The organism is Paenibacillus sp. FJAT-27812, from assembly GCF_001273905.1.
Lineage (GTDB): Bacteria > Bacillota > Bacilli > Paenibacillales > Paenibacillaceae > Pristimantibacillus.
Window position 1 is genome coordinate 1,097,993 of record NZ_LIGH01000001.1, and the last position, 17,128, is coordinate 1,115,120.

General features: G+C 51.5%; 15 protein-coding genes and 1 riboswitch. Of the genes, 1 reads left to right on the forward strand and 14 read right to left on the reverse strand.

Features of this window, described 5'->3' with window-relative positions; translation table 11 throughout:
• Window positions 1-411 precede the first annotated feature (411 nt).
• The 11 genes from purN to ADU23_RS04715 form a co-directional block, all read right to left on the reverse strand.
• On the reverse strand, window positions 412-1,023 hold the full coding sequence (gene purN / locus ADU23_RS04665) for a phosphoribosylglycinamide formyltransferase (protein WP_053372681.1): 612 nt from the start codon (window positions 1,021-1,023) through the stop codon (window positions 412-414).
• Window positions 1,023-2,066, reverse strand: coding sequence for a phosphoribosylformylglycinamidine cyclo-ligase (purM, locus tag ADU23_RS04670; RefSeq protein WP_053372682.1), 1,044 nt, complete (start codon window positions 2,064-2,066; stop codon window positions 1,023-1,025). The genes purN and purM overlap by 1 nt, the downstream gene beginning before the upstream one ends.
• Window positions 2,067-2,131: 65 nt before the next feature.
• Window positions 2,132-3,613 (reverse strand): amidophosphoribosyltransferase, encoded by a 1,482-nt coding sequence (gene purF, locus ADU23_RS04675; protein WP_053372683.1) that lies wholly within the window; start codon window positions 3,611-3,613, stop codon window positions 2,132-2,134.
• Window positions 3,598-5,841, reverse strand: coding sequence for a phosphoribosylformylglycinamidine synthase subunit PurL (gene purL, locus ADU23_RS04680; RefSeq protein ID WP_053372684.1), 2,244 nt, complete (start codon window positions 5,839-5,841; stop codon window positions 3,598-3,600). The genes purF and purL overlap by 16 nt, the downstream gene beginning before the upstream one ends.
• Window positions 5,819-6,514 (reverse strand): phosphoribosylformylglycinamidine synthase subunit PurQ, encoded by a 696-nt coding sequence (gene purQ / locus ADU23_RS04685; RefSeq protein ID WP_053372685.1) that lies wholly within the window; start codon window positions 6,512-6,514, stop codon window positions 5,819-5,821. Before purQ ends, purL begins: the two co-directional genes overlap by 23 nt.
• A 4-nt stretch (window positions 6,515-6,518) precedes the next feature.
• Window positions 6,519-6,764, reverse strand: coding sequence for a phosphoribosylformylglycinamidine synthase subunit PurS (purS, locus tag ADU23_RS04690; RefSeq protein WP_175598164.1), 246 nt, complete (start codon window positions 6,762-6,764; stop codon window positions 6,519-6,521).
• Window positions 6,765-7,156: 392 nt separating this feature from the next.
• Window positions 7,157-8,053, reverse strand: a complete 897-nt coding sequence (locus tag ADU23_RS04695; RefSeq protein ID WP_053372687.1) for a phosphoribosylaminoimidazolesuccinocarboxamide synthase — start codon at window positions 8,051-8,053, stop codon at window positions 7,157-7,159.
• 15 nt (window positions 8,054-8,068) lie between these two features.
• Window positions 8,069-9,364 carry an adenylosuccinate lyase gene (gene purB, locus ADU23_RS04700; protein WP_053372688.1) on the reverse strand — a complete coding sequence of 432 codons (1,296 nt, stop codon included), beginning with the start codon at window positions 9,362-9,364 and terminating at the stop codon, window positions 8,069-8,071.
• 7 nt (window positions 9,365-9,371) lie between these two features.
• Complete coding sequence (gene purK / locus ADU23_RS04705) at window positions 9,372-10,547, reverse strand: 5-(carboxyamino)imidazole ribonucleotide synthase (RefSeq protein WP_053372689.1); 1,176 nt, start codon at window positions 10,545-10,547, stop codon at window positions 9,372-9,374.
• A complete protein-coding gene (gene purE, locus ADU23_RS04710) occupies window positions 10,544-11,029 on the reverse strand; it encodes a 5-(carboxyamino)imidazole ribonucleotide mutase (RefSeq protein ID WP_053377464.1) in 486 nt (161 codons plus the stop codon). The genes purK and purE overlap by 4 nt, the downstream gene beginning before the upstream one ends.
• A gap of 350 nt (window positions 11,030-11,379) precedes the next feature.
• A riboswitch (purine riboswitch) is annotated at window positions 11,380-11,479 on the reverse strand.
• A 119-nt stretch (window positions 11,480-11,598) separates the two neighbouring features.
• Window positions 11,599-11,850, reverse strand: coding sequence for a hypothetical protein (locus ADU23_RS04715; protein ID WP_053372690.1), 252 nt, complete (start codon window positions 11,848-11,850; stop codon window positions 11,599-11,601).
• A 251-nt stretch (window positions 11,851-12,101) separates the two neighbouring features.
• Between ADU23_RS04715 and ADU23_RS04720 the strand changes: the two genes are divergently transcribed.
• Window positions 12,102-13,379: a LysM peptidoglycan-binding domain-containing protein gene (locus ADU23_RS04720; RefSeq protein WP_053372691.1), complete on the forward strand. Its 1,278-nt coding sequence runs from the start codon at window positions 12,102-12,104 to the stop codon at window positions 13,377-13,379.
• A 73-nt stretch (window positions 13,380-13,452) separates the two neighbouring features.
• Here the strand turns inward: ADU23_RS04720 and ADU23_RS04725 are convergent, their stop codons facing one another.
• The 3 genes from ADU23_RS04725 to ADU23_RS04735 form a co-directional block, all read right to left on the reverse strand.
• Complete coding sequence (locus ADU23_RS04725; RefSeq protein ID WP_053372692.1) at window positions 13,453-14,022, reverse strand: nitroreductase family protein; 570 nt, start codon at window positions 14,020-14,022, stop codon at window positions 13,453-13,455.
• A gap of 44 nt (window positions 14,023-14,066) precedes the next feature.
• Entirely contained in the window at window positions 14,067-15,050 is a 984-nt protein-coding gene (gene msrA / locus ADU23_RS04730) for a peptide-methionine (S)-S-oxide reductase MsrA (protein ID WP_053372693.1), read from the reverse strand.
• A 119-nt stretch (window positions 15,051-15,169) separates the two neighbouring features.
• A complete protein-coding gene (locus ADU23_RS04735; RefSeq protein WP_053372694.1) occupies window positions 15,170-16,924 on the reverse strand; it encodes a stalk domain-containing protein in 1,755 nt (584 codons plus the stop codon).
• Window positions 16,925-17,128 lie beyond the last annotated feature (204 nt).

Consider the following 17,128-nt stretch of genomic DNA (forward strand, 5'->3'; position numbering starts at 1 on the left):
TGGAAATAAGGCTAGTTTCTAGACTTATTTCGCTCAAATGAGCCGAAATCCGTGAAATAGAGCTAATTTCTAGCTTTATTCCTCCAGCGAGTCACCAAATGTGCTCGTCTCCACCATCAAAGCTGGAAATAAGGTTAGTTTCTAGACTTATATCGCTCATTCGAGCCAGAAAGTGTGAAATAGAGCTACTTTCCAGCTCTATTCCTCCAGCGAACCGCTAAATGTGCTCATCCTAGCCGCCATAGCTGAAAATACGTCTAGTTTCTAGACTTTTTCCCCTCAAACGATCCGAAATCCGTGAAATAGAGCTTTTCCTAGCTCTATCCCTCCAGCGAACCGCTAAATGTGCTCATTTCCGCAGTCGTAGCTGGACATTGGCTAGTTTCTAACTCTATCCAACACAACAGCCGCCTAGCGGCTCACGGTCACGTGGCGCCCGTTCAGCGATACGCGGCCCTGCGCGATCTGCTGAATAACCGCCGGCAGCAGCGCTTGCTCGGCTGCATGAATGCGTTCGGCGAGCGAGTCTTCCGTATCCTCGTCCGCCACTTCGACTGCGCGCTGCGCGATGATCGGCCCGCTGTCCATGCCGCCGTCCACGTAGTGGACGGTGACGCCAGTCAGCTTGACGCCGTACGCCAGCGCCTGCCCGATCCCGTTCACGCCGGGAAAAGCCGGCAGCAATGCCGGATGAATGTTAATCATCCGGCCGTAGAACGGCTCAACAAGCACGGACGTGATAATGCGCATATAACCCGCAAGCACGATCAGCTCCACGCCGCGACGCTGAAGCTCGGCGATAATTTCCGTCTCATAAGCCTCGCGAGACGGATACTCCTTCGGCGTGAACAGGAACGTGTCCACGCCAGCCTTCCGTGCGCGCTCCACAACGGGAGCGGCAGGCTTGTCACAAACAAGAAGCTCGATGGTTACATCGAGCTTCCCCTCCTGCACCGCATCTACAATCGCTTGGAAGTTCGTACCTTGTCCCGAAGCGAATACAGCGATGCGAAGTGTTCCCATTATACGTCCGCTCCCGTAAACGTCACGATGCGGCTTCCTTCCGTAACCGTTCCGATACGGTAAGCCTGCTCACCAAGCTCAGCTGCAATGCGAAGAGCTTCATTTGCTTGATCAGCCGGTACAACAACAACTAGACCAATACCCATATTAAAAGTCGTGAACATATCACGATTCGTAATGCCGCCTTTATTCTGCATCAAATCGAAGATCGGCAAAATCGGCCAAGAGCCGTATTCCACGTCAACGTTCACGCCGTCAGGCAGAACCCGCGGAATGTTCTCGATAAAGCCGCCGCCCGTAATATGCGCCATGCCTTTCACTTCGACTTGCTCAACCAGCTTAAGCGCCGATTTCACGTAAATGCGAGTTGGCTCGATCAGCACGTCGCCAAGCTTCGCGCCGCCAAGCTCTTCCAGCTCTTGATCAAGCGAGTAGCCAGCGTCTTCGAGCAGCAAACGACGAACAAGCGAGAAGCCGTTGCTGTGAATGCCGCTTGATGCGAAACCGATAACAGCGTCGCCCGCTGCAATTGTGGAGCCGTCTATCATTTTTTTCTTATCCACAATACCAACCGTAAAGCCGGCGATATCGTATTCTCCGCCTTGGTACATGCCCGGCATTTCAGCCGTCTCGCCGCCGATCAAGGAACAGCCTGCTTGCACGCAGCCTTCCGCGATACCTTTGACAATGGCTTCGATCTTCTCAGGAACAACCTTGTCGCATGCCAAGTAATCAAGGAAGAACAACGGCTCCGCGCCTTGTACGATAATATCGTTCACGCACATAGCAACGGCATCAATGCCGATCGTGTCATGCTTGTCCATTGCAAAAGCAAGCTTCAGCTTCGTTCCGACGCCATCCGTTCCAGACACGAGCACAGGCTCATCGTACTTGTCCTTGTTCAGGCTGAACAGACCGCCAAAGCCGCCAAGCTCTGCCAGCACCTCTGGACGGTAAGTCCGCTTTACGTGCTTCTTCATCCGTTCAACCGCTTCGTTGCCTGCCGCGATATCGACGCCGGCTTTTTTGTACGCTTCTGACACTCTCGGTCAACTCCTTAACTAATTTAAGAGCAGCATTCGCTCCATAGGGTTAATCATTTATGCTATTAACAGCTGCAGCTTTTGTCCGATTCTTCGTTAACCGGCGTAGGATAGTCGTTATCGAAGCAAGCTAGACACATGCCGCGATTATACGCTCCGTCATTGCCGCCAACCGATTCAACAAAACCTTGATCGCTTAAAAAGGACAAGGAATCCGCGTTGATTTGTTTCCGGATTTCTTCAACCGTACGCGAAGAAGCGATAAGCTCCTTGCGGTCCGGAGTATCAATGCCGTAATAACAAGGGTTTTTGAAAGGAGGCGATGTAATCCGAACATGCACCTCTGTCGCTCCCGCCTCGCGAAGCAAGTTCACGATACGAAGCGATGTCGTGCCGCGCACGATTGAATCGTCAATCATCACGACGCGTTTTCCTTCTACTACTTTACGAACGGCTGACAGCTTCATTTTAACGCCTTTCTCGCGAAGCTCTTGAGAAGGCTGGATGAACGTCCGGCCGGTATATTTGTTTTTGATCAAGCCGAGCTCGTATGGAATACCCGTTTGCTCTGCATAGCCAATCGCTGCGGAAATACTCGAATCGGGAACACCCGTTACGATATCCGCATCCACGAACGACTCCGTAGCAAGCTGGCGTCCCATCCGTTTGCGCGCCGAGTGAATGTTAATGCCATTGATATCACTGTCCGGGCGGGCAAAATAAATATACTCCATCGCGCAGGTCGCGCGGCGGTCAACCTTCGCATAACGATCCTCGCGCATGCCGTTTGCGTCCAAAATTAGCAATTCGCCCGGCTGAACATCACGCTCATACACGGCGCCAATCGTCTCAAACGCGCATGATTCCGACGAGAATACGTAACCGTCGCCAATGCGGCCCATTACTAGCGGACGCAAGCCATGCGGATCAGACGCAACAAGCAGCTTGTCATTGGTCATAATAAGGAATGCAAATCCGCCGACAATGCGCTGCAAAGCTTCCTTCGCAGCCGTCTCGAAATCCTTCGACGAGCGTGCGATGAGATGCGCGATAACTTCCGTGTCGCTAGACGTTTGGAAGATCGAGCCCGACATCTCCAGCTCATGGCGAATTTCCGGCGCGTTCACGATATTGCCGTTCGTAGCAACCGCAAGGTCGCCGTCCCGATAGCGGAAAATAAGCGGCTGCGCGTTGGCAAGCTTGCTCTCTCCTGCTGTCGAGTAACGGACGTGACCGATGGAGCGGTCGCCGGCAAGCATATCCAGCTTTTCTTTATCGAAAACTTCTTTTACAAGGCCCATGCCGCGGTGATAGGCAAACTTGTTGCCGTTGCTTGTATCAACGGTACAAATCCCTGCGCTTTCCTCGCCGCGGTGCTGCAAGGCATGAAGTCCGTAATAAGAGAGGTTGGACGCCTCGGGGAGGTTAAATACCCCGAACACGCCGCATTCCTCACGCAATTTATCAAAAATATCGTCGCGGCCAATGCCTTCGTTATAGTGATCTCCTGTCCACAGCAAAGGCTCCTGTCTTATTTCATCAGACATGGAATCGCATCCTTCCAGACCTTCTCCAGTTGTTGTACCGGCGCCTGAATGCCGGCTTTTCCGTTTACGCTTATGGTCAGGCTGCTGCCTTTAACGTTACCGATTTGTGCATGTACAACGCCTTGCTCAGTAAGCAGGGCTTGCAACGCCGCCGCTTGCTCCGGTTTAGCCGACAGCAAGATACGGGATTGCGATTCGCTGAACAGCAAGTGATCTGCGCGAAGCTCGGATGACAATGCCACTTCCGCGCCAAGGCGTCCGCTGATGCATGATTCTGCAACAGCAACCGCGATACCGCCTTCGGACAAGTCATGCGCCGATGCGACAAGACCTTTTTGAATAGCGCCAAGCACGGCATCCAAAACCTTTTTCTCCGTCGCAAGATCAATTTCGGGAGGACGGCCGGCAGCAGCGCCTTGCAATACGTATTGCAGCTCGCTTCCGCCTAGCTCCGCTTTCGTCTCGCCAACGAGAATAATAACGTCGCCTTCCGCTTTGAAGCCTTGCGTCGTAATGTGATCGATGTCATGTACGAGACCAACCATGCCGATTACAGGTGTTGGGTAGATCGCGCCTTTCGCGTTCTCGTTGTACAAGCTTACGTTACCGCCGATTACCGGTGTGTTAAGCACGACGCAAGCCTCAGACATGCCGTCTGCGGATTTTTCAAGCTGCCAGAACACTTCCGGCTTCTCAGGGTTACCGAAGTTCAGGTTGTCTGTTACGGCAAGCGGCTCAGCGCCGGAGCACACAATGTTACGCGCTGCTTCAGCTACTGCAATTCGTCCGCCTACTTCTGGATCTAGATATACGTAACGTCCGTTACAGTCCGTTGTCATTGCAAGCGCCTTGCGCGTGCCGCGAATCGTCACGACTGCCGCATCGGAGCCTGGTTGAACAGCTGTCGATGTACGAACCATGTAGTCATATTGATTGTAAACCCACTCTTTGCTAGCTACGGTAGGGGAAGCTAAAACCTTCTCCAGCGCGCCAGTCAGGTCAGTTACTTCTTCATAAGCCGCTGTGTCTACTGCAGCATTTTCGCCGTAGTAAGCTGGCTCTTTAGATGGTTTGTCGTATACAGGGCACTCGTCAACGAGCGCTTTAACCGGCATATCGGCAACCTCTTGGCCTTGGTGGAACAAGCGGAGACGTCCGTCATCCGTTACTTTACCTACTTTGGCGCAAATAATGCCCCAACGGTCAAAAATTTCTTTCGCTTGCGCTTCATGCTGCGGCTCTACGACGAAGAGCATGCGCTCTTGCGACTCGGAAAGCATCATTTCATAAGGCGTCATGCCTGTTTCGCGCTGCGGCACCTCGTCAAGGTACAGCTCCAAGCCGTTACCTGCTTTGGAAGCCATCTCTGCGCTGGAGCAAGTAAGACCCGCTGCTCCCATATCTTGAATGCCGAGTACGATACCGGAATCGATAAGCTCAAGCGTCGCTTCCATAACCAGCTTCTCCATGAATGGATCGCCGACTTGTACCGCCGTACGCTTCTCTTCGGATTCCTCGGAAAGCTCAACAGAGGCGAACGTAGCGCCGTGAATACCGTCGCGGCCCGTTGCAGGACCTACGTAGAATACCGGGTTGCCTACCCCTTTAGCCACACCGCGCTGAATTTTATCATGATCGATTAGGCCCACGCACATGGCGTTAACGAGCGGGTTGCCCTCGTAGCTCTCATCGAACATTACTTCACCTGCAACGGTAGGAATACCGATACAGTTGCCGTAGCCGGCAATACCGCTAACGACATGCTCGAACAAATACTTAACGCGTTCATTTTCCAGGTTGCCGAAACGCAAGCTGTTCAGCAAAGCGATCGGACGAGCGCCCATGGAGAAAATATCGCGGATAATGCCGCCCACGCCCGTAGCAGCGCCTTGGTAAGGCTCAACCGCCGATGGATGGTTATGCGATTCGATTTTGAATACAACCGCTTGGTTGTCGCCGATATCCACAATACCCGCGCCTTCGCCCGGTCCCATAAGAACGCGAGGCCCGGTAATCGGGAATTTTTTCAAAATCGGCTTGGAGTTTTTGTAAGAGCAGTGCTCTGACCACATAACGCTGAATACGCCGATCTCCGTGTAGTTAGGTTTACGGCCAAGAAATCCGCAAATCAGATCAAACTCATAATCGGATACGCCAAACTGGCTGTAAATCTTTTGCTCGGCAATTTGCTCCGCTGTCGGTTCTTTAGCTGTTAACTGCTGCGCCATGTTGTTCCCTCCATGCATTCAAAATCGATGTAAACATCCGTTTGCCGTCTTCCGAGCCGAGCAATTGATCGATTGCGCGCTCTGGATGCGGCATCATACCTACTACGTTGCCTGCTTTGTTGCTGATGCCCGCAATGTTCTCAACCGAACCGTTAGGGTTCGTGTCGCCCGCATAGCGGAAAATGATTTGGTCGTTCGCTTTGAGCTCAGCTAGCGTTGCGTCGTCGCAATAGTAGTTGCCCTCGCCGTGAGCGATAGGAATATTTATAATTTCGCCTTGCGAATATTGGTTTGTAAAAGGAGTGCTGCTGTTCACTACTTCAAGCGGCGATTGATGACATCGGAACTTTAGTCCATTGTTGCGGATCAATGCGCCAGGCAGAAGGCCAGCCTCGGTCAAAATTTGGAACCCATTGCAAATGCCCAGGATATACTTGCCTGCTTCAGCCGCTTTTTTCACTTCGCCCATCACGCTTGCGAATTGTGCGATTGCGCCGCAGCGCAGGTAGTCGCCGTAGGAGAAGCCGCCCGGCACTAGAATTGCATCATAAGCGGACAAATCCGTAGCTGTGTGCCATACGTAATCAACCGACTGGCCGATGGTGTCCTCGACTGCTTTGTAGCAATCGATGTCACAGTTGGAGCCAGGAAATACGAGTACCGCAAACTTCATCGCCTTATCCCTCCAGCTCAAAACGGAAATCTTCTACAACCGTGTTCGCGAACAGCTTTTCGCACATTGCTTTGATGCGCACTTCCGCTTCAGCGCGGTCAGTCGTGTCAAGCTCAAGCTCCAAATATTTGCCGATGCGTACTTTTTCGACTTCGGAGAAGCCAAGTGTGTGAAGCGCGCCTTGTACAGCGGTTCCTTGTGGATCCAAAACGTTTTGCTTGATGGTGACGTAGACGGTTGCCTTCATAATAGCCTCCTGAAAATGTGGGTTTTTCTCGCAGCAGCTTAATAGTCAAATGTGGCAGCCGCTCGGGCGCGGGGGTTATTGTCTTCGTCGCTTTCGAAGCCGGGAAATTTTGATTACACCGCTTAGCGGTAATTTCCCGGCTTCAAGAAGCGATCGCTGTCGCTCTGCGACAACAACTCCCCGCTCTCCGAGCTTCGCACATTTTCATTTAAGACCTTTTGCGAGGGTGGTCGGTGAAGCAATGTTTGGTGGCCGCGTTTCACTGGCCACCGGATTGATTAGTGCAGCCTTGCTAGTACACTGGCTGCCTTGCATTTATGGGGTGCAGCAGCGCTCTCGCTGACTGCCTGCCTTGCGGCTTTAACGCCATCGCTCTCGATTGACGCGGTGTTTCTTTAAAGCTCAGCGCCTGTAAGGCGGCGATAAATATCGCGGTAGCGTGCCGTTGTTTCGGCTACTACGGATTCGGGAAGCGGTGCCGGCTTGCTGTCGCGGTCCCAGTCGGAGCCGAGCAAGTACGTGCGCACTGGTTCTTTGTCCATGCTGTCGATCTCGATATCTAAAGCGTAGTTGCCCTCCGCCCAGAACCTTGAGGAGTCAGGCGTGAAGATTTCATCGATTAGAATAACTTTGCCGTCGATAAGTCCGAATTCGAATTTGCAATCGGCAAGGATGATGCCGTGCTCGGCGCAATAGCCATGAGCATATTCGTAAAGCTTGATGCTGCGGTCCCGCAGCTCTTCGGCAAGCTCGGCGCCGACCATTGCCGCCATCCGCTCAAACGGGATGTCCTCGTCGTGGCCAACGTCGTTTTTGGCGGCCGGAGTGAAGATTGGCGCCGGAAAACGTTCGTTTTTGCGAAGGCCCGCCGGAAGCTCGATGCCGTTGATCGCAGACGTTTGCTGGTATTGTCTCCAGCCTCCGCCCGTGATATAGCCCCGAACGACGCATTCGATATCGATACGTTCCGCTTTCTTGGTAACCATGATGCGGTTTTTGAGCAGCTCAGGCTCGGTTACGAGATCGCCAAGCTTCTCTACGTCGGTATGAACCACATGGTTCACTTGAATGTCGGCCGTTTGCTCGAACCAGTAAGCCGATAGGCGGTTCAGCACATTGCCCTTGTCCGGCACAGCGGGGTCAAGCACGTAGTCGAACGCGGAGATGCGGTCGGTTACGACGATCAGGAAATGCTCGCCCAGATCGTACAGCTCGCGAACCTTGCCTTTGTAAATAAGCGGAGCTTTAATATATTCGACAGCCGTCGATAAAGCTTGCGATGTTGCGGTCATCAGGCCAGCCTCCCCTTAAATCAATCCCAAACGAGTGAAAATCGTATCAACATGCTTGAGGTGCCAAGCCGGGTTGAAGCAATCGTCGATTTCTTCCGTTGACAGCACGCTTGTAATTTCCTCCGTCTCACCGATGATGTCGCGGAATTGGCGCTGTGTCTCCCAAGCCTGCATCGCGCGCGGTTGAACGGTGTCGTACGCTTTTTCGCGGCTGAAGCCTTTGTCGATCAGCTTCGTCAATACGCGTCCCGAGAATGGTACGCCGTAAGTCGCTTGCATGTTGCGCTTCATGTTTTCCGGGAACACGGTCAGGTTGTTGATGATGTTGCCCAAACGGTTCAGCATGTAGTTAAGCAGCATCGTTGCGTCCGGCAAAATAATCCGTTCAACGGAAGAGTGGCTGATGTCGCGTTCATGCCACAATGCAATGTTCTCGTAAGCCGTAACCATATGTCCGCGAATGACGCGGGACAAGCCGGAGATGTTCTCGCAGCCGATCGGGTTGCGTTTATGCGGCATTGCCGAGGAGCCTTTTTGACCCTTAGCAAACGGCTCTTCCACTTCACGGAATTCGCTCTTCTGCAAGGCGCGGATTTCGGTTGCGAACTTGTCGAGCGATGAAGCTACGAGAGCAAGTGTCGCCATATATTCAGCGTGACGGTCACGCTGCAAGGTTTGTGTAGAGATAGGAGCAGCAGTAATGCCCAGCTTCTTGCATACAAATTCTTCGACAAAAGGATCAATGTCCGCGAACGTGCCTACAGCGCCGGACATTTTGCCGAATTGCACGTTGTTAGCCGCGTGGTGGAAACGCTCCAGGTTCCGCTTCATTTCCTCGTACCAAAGCGCCATTTTCAGGCCAAAGGTAGTAGGCTGAGCATGCACGCCGTGCGTACGGCCCATCATCGGCGTATCCTTGTATTGAATCGCTTTGTTTTTCAAAATTTCGATAAAACGTTCGATGTCTTTAACGAGAATATCGTTTGCTTGAAGCAGCAGGTAGCCGATCGCCGTATCTACAACGTCTGTTGATGTAAGGCCGTAGTGCACCCATTTGCCTTCTGGGCCTGCTTTCTCCGATACGGCGCGCGTGAACGCGATAACGTCATGGCGCGTATCCTGCTCGATTTCATAAATCCGGTCTATATCGAAGTCCGCGGAAGCGCGAAGCGCGACTACGTCTTCCTTCGGAATAACGCCTAGCTCAGACCATGCCTCGCATGCGCAAAGCTCAACCTCAAGCCATGCTCTAAATTTATTTTCCTCTGTCCAAATCGCTCTCATTTCCGGTCTGCTGTAACGCTCTAACATGATTGCTTCACACCTTCCAAATAGTTGTTTCTTCGATCCAGCTAAGCGCAGCATCTATGTTCTCTGCCAGCACATTGACATGGCCCATCTTCCGTTTATAGACAGCTTCCTTCTTCCCGTACAAATGCAGCTTCGGCGCTACCTTGAGGCGCTTTGCAGCTTCATCCTGACGTGACGTCAGCTCAAGCAGCGGCTCGACATGCTGGCCCAGTACGTTAACCATTACGACTGGAGTCAGCAGCGCCGTATCGCCAAGCGGCAGATTGCATACCGCGCGCACATGCTGCTCGAACTGCGATGTCCGGCAAGCTTCCATCGTGTAATGGCCGCTGTTATGCGGGCGAGGCGCAAGCTCGTTCACGAACAGCTCGCCCTCCGCCGTAACAAACAGCTCCACCGCGATTAGACCCACTACGCCAAGCCCTTCGGCAATCCGCATCGCAAGCCGTTCCGCTTCGCGCTGCAGCTCCGCGCTGATCCTTGCAGGAACAATAGACAAATGCAATATATTATCGACGTGTATGTTTTCCGCAACGGGAAAAGCCTTGATCTCTCCCTGCGGACTTCTCGCCGCTATAACCGACAATTCCTTATCAAACCGTATGAACTGCTCCAGCACCAATTGCACCTTTGCGCGCGATAACGTCTCGTAAGCTTCCTCGATTTCGCCCGCGCTGCGAATGACCCATTGGCCCTTGCCATCATAACCGCCCATCGCCGTCTTCAGCACGCAAGGCGTTCCGAAAGCGGCTACCGCCTCGCGAAGCTCTTCTACGCTGCGAATTTCGCGGTAAGGCGCAACCCGCACGCCTGCCGCTTCAATCGCTTGCTTCTCGCGAAGGCGATGCTGCGTTGTATGCAGCAGCTTGCTGCCTTGCGGCACATAGGATTCCTCCATTAGCATCGCTGCCACGTCGGCATCCACATTTTCAAATTCGTAAGTAATGACATCCGAGCGCTTCGCAAGCTCGCGAGCCGCCTCGCGGTCATCATAGGCTGCAACGATTTGCTCGGCAACCTGCCCGGTCGGGCTATCGACGACCGGGTCAAGCGCGATAAACCGATAGCCCATCGCGCTCCCGGCATTCGCCATCATCCGGCCAAGCTGGCCGCCGCCAAGTATGCCGATCGTGCTGCCCGGCAGCAGCGTGTGAACCTGCTGCTTGTCCGCTTCGTTACTCATAGCGTTTCACTGCTTTCCAGCACTTCCTGCTTGATGCGCTCGCGGCGCGCTTCCACGCGCGCTTGCACCTCGGGGTCGAAAGCTCCGAGCATTTGTGCCGCCAAGAGCCCTGCATTCGTTCCGCCCGCATTGCCAATAGCTACAGTAGCTACCGGAATGCCGCCAGGCATCTGAACGATGGAGAGCAAGGAATCAAGCCCGCTCAGATTCGAGGATTTGACGGGAACGCCAATAACCGGCAAAATCGTCTTCGCAGCGACCATGCCGGGCAAATGTGCAGCTCCGCCAGCTCCGGCGATGATCACCTTAAGCCCGCGCTCAACCGCAGTTTCCGCGTATTCAAACATAAGGTCCGGCGTCCGATGCGCCGATACGACCTTTTTCTCATAAGGAATTTGCAATTCCTCCAAAACGTCGCAGGCTAGTTTCATTGTGTCCCAATCCGATTTGCTGCCCATGATGACGCCAACCTTCGCAGACATGCGTTCAAACCCACTTTCATTTATAAGTTTATAAAACGTCAAAACATTATCGCTTACCGCTGCAAAAAACAGAAAAAGCCCTTCAGCAACCATAAAAATAGGAATGCCGCAGGACTCGAGCGGAAGCAGAAAGAATGGCCGGCAATGCTATTGATTGCGGTTCTTCAGCATGCTTCTCAACAATGAGGACAAGCAAAACCTTCGCCGCTATGCCTGTGAGACAACATAAGGCTGCCCCGTAAGAGAGGCAACCTATGTCCAACTAAAGGGCATATACGTGCTGCGAATTTGCTATATGGCGTTCCAAGCCGAGATCTTGCCACGTTAGTTCGTGCAATAGGCTTGGTCGCTCGTCCATTCATCTTGCTCGTAGTCCGAAAATTAAGGTTTCCGGGTAGAAACATTCAGGCCTTATCCCAAATATATACGAGATGACGTTAAATGAATTAGGAAGAAAATAATGATAATCATCCTTCAATTCCAGTTGAAATGATTCGCGTAATGCTGCTCCCTCCATTCGAGGAAAATCGACAGTCATTTACGCATCGGCAGCACGCGCTGCCTCAAACCTATTCTAGTTTATCTAATCCCCAAACCACTGTCAATGAAATACGAACATTAAAAGAGAATGTTTTATAAAGGTTCGTTTTTTTGAAGAAAAGAGCCGGAAAATCAGAACTGTATAACCAAAAAAAGGTGTTTACCTGTTGATATTCAACTTTTTCATGGCGTAAATGCTTAACCAATTCCCTAAATGGCTGTTGCGCTGTGCCGCATTTCGGATAAATGGCGGAAATCACTGAGAGAAAAATACGCATCATTCGTCGTTTTTCTCCCTATTTGCGTATTATTCCCAATGCTCGTTATTCCTTCCGCAAATTTGCTTCGCCATTTTTTAGAGCAGCACCGCTGCGAAAGCGGAAAATTGGAAATAACCATTTTTTGTAATCATCAGACTAGAAGCTGCGCGCTTTGAATAGAGTTAGATTGGAGAGTTATTTGGCATAACCGGTACCATGCAAGGGCAGTTGCGAGTTTTTACATCACATTTGAAAAAGGAGGCTCGGCAATCGTGTTGATTCATGTCGTGCAAAAAGGAGACACGCTTTATAAACTGGCTCAAAATCATGACGTTACCGTGGATGATATTGCTGCCGCTAACGGCTTAACCAATCAAAATGTGCTCGTCATCGGACAATCGCTGATCATACCAATCGAGGCAACCAGCCACAAGGTGCGTGCTTCCGAGTCGTTATGGCAGATCGGCCAACGCTACGGCGTTACGCTGCAAGAGCTGATCGCGGCGAACCGGCTTACGAATCCCGCACTTATTTATCCAGGGCAAACGATCGTCATCCCCCAAGCAGCCCGGCCAACGATTGAGGTCAACGCCTATACAGAGAAATTCGGAACGTCCGGCGTCGAAATCGTCGAGGAAATCGGCCCCTATTTAACTTACTTAAGCCCGTTCAGCTACCGCGTGCAAACGGATGGTACATTTATGACGCTAGATGATTCAGGTGTTATCAATGCGGCATACAGCAAACAAGCGGCTCCTATGATGGTCATTTCCAATTTTGAAAATGGCACGTTCAGCCCTGGTATCGCACATGCGGTTTTGGCTGATCCCTCCCTTCAACAGAAGCTTGTCGAAAACATTCTTGCTACGATGAAGCAAAAAGGCTATCAAGCCCTGAACGTGGATTTTGAGTATGTGCCTCCCGCGGACAAAGAGCTTTATAACGCTTTTCTGCAAAAACTCGTCGACGACCTTCATCCGCAAAACTATCTCGTCTCCGTCTGCCTCGCCCCCAAGCTAACCGCGAATCAAACGGGTACGCTGTATGAAGCGCATGATTATTCCGCAATCGGCGGCATCGTCGATTTTGTTATTTTGATGACCTACGAATGGGGCTGGTCCGGTGGTCCGCCGCTCGCCGTCGCGCCGCTGAACGAGGTGAATAAGGTGGTAAGCTACGCGCTTAGCGTCATTCCATCGCAAAAAATCGTAATGGGCATGCCGTTATACGGCTATGACTGGACGCTCCCTTACGTCAAAGGAGGGAAATGGGCGCCTACCGTCAGCCCAAAGGAGGCGGTAAATCGAGCGAACAAATACGGCGCGGAGATCAAATACAATGAGGAGAGCCAGTCGCCCTACTACAACTATTACGATGAGGATGGCCTTGAGCATATCGTATGGTATGAGGACGCGCGCAGCGTACAGGCCAAGTTCAATCTTGTAAAAGCATACAAGCTTCGTGGTGTCAGCTACTGGGTGCTCGGCGTTCCTTTTCCGCAAAATTGGTATGTGCTGCAAGCGAATTTTACGATCAAAAAGCTTGTATAGCGGCTCGCTAACAAAAAAAAAAAGAAACCGCAGTACTCGGCCATGACGAGCGCTGCGGTTTCTATCGTAGATGCTACTCAAGCCAAACTGTTTTTGCTGTAGCCGGAATACGCTTTGGCTCAGGTGCAGCCATATCCGGATAACCCAAGTAAATAATGCCGACGATTTGGTCTTGCTCAGCAAGCCCGAACGTTTCTTTCATAAGCGGGTGGTACATCGGATCGCCCGAACGCCAAATCGCTCCAAGACCGTTTGCATGTGCAGCCAGCAGCAGGTTTTGCACCGCAGCATGAGCTGCCGCCATCTCCTCAGCCAGCACCGCTCGCGGATCATCTGAAGGCGAGCATACTGCCGCTATTACAACAGGAGAACGGTATGCTTTCGTACGTTCCTTCGCCAATCGATCCTCAAGCTCCTGTCCGCTTAGCTCAGGAACGGCAGCAGCAGATACGCGTGCGTAGCCTTCGGCCAGCCGCTCTCTTCCTTCGCCCGTCATTACAATAAACGACCAAGGCTGTGTATTAAAATGGCTAGGCGCCCAAACCGCCACATCCAGCACACGTTCAATGACCGCTCGATCTACAGGGTCCTTCTTCACTCGCCCAATCGTTCTCCGCGTGCGAATCGCTTCCTCAATATTCATCTTCGGCTTCTCCTCCATTTAGATCATTTATCGGATCTTCTTTTTTACGCAAACAGATGCAGGTATTCCCCATACCCTTCTTGCTCCAGCTTATCCTTGCCAATGAAACGCAGCGATGCAGAGTTAATGCAGTAGCGTAGTCCCGTTGGTTGCGGTCCATCATCGAACACATGACCAAGATGGGAATCGCCCTCTTTGCTGCGAACCTCGATCCTCACCATATGATGCGTGGTGTCTGTATGCTCGGAAACAGCTGCAGCCTGCAGCGGCTTCGTGAAGCTCGGCCAGCCGCAGCCAGCATCATATTTGTCACGGGAGCTGAACAGCGGTTCACCCGATACGATGTCCACATAGATGCCATCCTCAACATGATCCCAATATTCGCCAGTGAAAGGACGCTCTGTTCCACTGTTCTGCGTCACTTCATACTGGATTGGCGTCAAGCGCTGCTTAAGCTCCGCTTGATCCTTCTTTGTTGTCCAGTTCTGCGAAATAAACGCGTCGCGCCCGGAGCCTTTGCGGTACATTTTGTAACGGTAAGGATTTGTTTTGTGGTAGCCCTGATGATAGTCCTCTGCCGGATAAAAAGCTTGCGCAGGCTCGATCTCCGTTACGATTGGACGGTCGAAGCGGCCGCTTGCCTCAAGCTCCTTCTTGGAGGCTTCAGCAAGCGCATGCTGCTCCTCATCATAATAATAAATGCCAGTTCTGTACGATTCGCCGCGATCATGGAACTGTCCGCCCGCATCGGTCGGATCGATTTGTCTCCAGAAAATATCAAGCAGCTTCTCATACGGGAAAATCTGCGGATCATACGTAATTTGTACCGCTTCCGCATGTCCGGTCGTCTCCGAGCAAACCTCCTGATAAGTTGGGTTTACGGTATGTCCGCCCGTGTAGCCGGATTCGACTTTTATAATGCCGGGCATTTCCTCAAATGGTGAAACCATGCACCAGAAGCAGCCTCCTGCGAACATGGCTTTCGCCTGAACTCGGCTTGCGCCGTTATTTGTGATTGGTTGATCCATGCTGATCACCCTCCTAATTGGTTCAATACATAACTAACACCTCTATTATACATGACCGGTACCACTAATCACAAAAAAAAGGAGGACAACCGCGTAGCGGCATATCCTCCTTCAGTCAGTTATTCAAAATCGGAGCCCGGAAAAAATACGAATAATATCGGCAACGAACTTGCTCCAGGTGATGAATAAGTAATCGTAACTTCCGGCGGCTTAGCAGTAGCTTGTCCGTCCTCCGGTTTCTTTTGCGTATAAATCAAAACGCCCTCGCCCAAGTTCACATGTCCGCCTGTCGGCACCGATACCACGTTGCCATTGACAGAGACTGCTCCTTGGAAAATTCCTGCACGCGGATTGAGAATAATGCGGGTTCCATAGGCGACATCCTTAAGCTTGATTGTCGTCACTGCCCCATATTCCCCTCCGTTGAATGTTGTTTCACCAGTCAACGCATCTACACCAACCATGCTCGTGCCGCGGCTGCCAAGACGAAGCTTGCCTTCCTTAAGACCAATCGTCCCATTCACCTCGATATATTGGTCTGTATCTAAAAATCTTCCTCGATTTCCGACTTTCTCAAGCTGTTCCAAATTAAATACTGAGCTCAGTGCGTCTTGCGCCTCTCTGAGAGACATCGTCGAGAAAGTCAATGGACCATCCATATTTACGTCCAGCAGGCCGGAAAAACCTTCGTCTGGATTCATAATGATTTTCTCAAGCTCAGGCAGCAGCACTGCGGATGTGCCCGGCTCTATGAATAGCTCACGCGGCTGGCTGCCGATTAAATATCTTGTTATCGCTGCAGAACCGAATTGCATGGCGCTCACGCTTGGACCCGCCAGTCCTCGATTGCCTAATGTCAATTTGATTGGATAGCTTTGCATATTGGTAACAACAACCGCTAATTTCATTCGGTCTGGTGAACCATTTCGATGATGAATGAACAGTCGGCTAGGACCATCCAGTACATCCTCATACAGCAATCCTTCGCCAAAAAAACGTTCCGGCGCATTGGACATGTACAAAGTTGTGTAGCCTTTTGTTTCAAAAGTAGGAACATCCTCGAAGGTATTCATTAGCTTTGCATCAACGCCGAATTTGTCTCCTGGATTACCGTAACGCATGTAATATTCATAAGGGGTATACATGACTTCGTCAGTAACCGTAATATCTTTGGCGATTTTAGGGCTCCAAGTGCCATCGTTATCATATACGGATTGTGTAACCGTATAGACGCCCGGCTCAAAGTACGCGCTTTTGCGTCCTGTCCATTCCGTCTTTATGATCTTGCCGTCAGGATCATAGCTAAGATCCTCAAATTGTACCGGCTCGCCTAGCTTTACCTGCACGGGCGCATTAAATTTCGCTACCGGAGGAACGTTCGGATCTGGCTGGATCGTTATCGTAATTTGTTTGAGCTGCGCATTGTACACATACCCTGCATTCCAAAGGAGCTTAACCGCAGACAAGGGTACATGCATTGTTCCATTAATGGTTAGAGCCTCATTCGGCATAACCAAATAGCTGCCATTGCGGTTTGCGCCGCGCATCTTGGCGTTTAACGTCACTTTGTTGAAATAAGTATCGATATGAGTACCCTTGCTATCGTTATATACGCTTGCTCCAACTGAATTCGCTAGCGTACGTACTGGAATCATCGTGACCCCTTTTACTACCGGCAGCGGCGTCGTCATTTGCTGCGTCTTGCCATTTAACGTCATTTGCTTCGACCCGTGCACGAACACCAGCTTGATCGGCTGACGCTCTGCTGCATTTGCTTGTTCCTTGACTCCAAAACCCGTGCCTACAAGCGCAACTAGCAAGCTGGCTACGATTGCTCGCTTCGCTAATCGCTTGAACCAATTCTCTCTATTCATCATAATCTCCTTCCGTTTTGCGGCATCGGCTGCCGCATCCCGTATGGTTAGACGCAGGTAGGAGGGAGAATGTTCCGCTAAGAAATCAAATTTACATAAAATTCCCACTCAGCGCAGACGACATCTACCCCTCTCTTTGTTACAATAAGATGACATCCGCAACTATTTAGCGGCAATTGCTGTCTAAAACTAAGAGTCCCAATG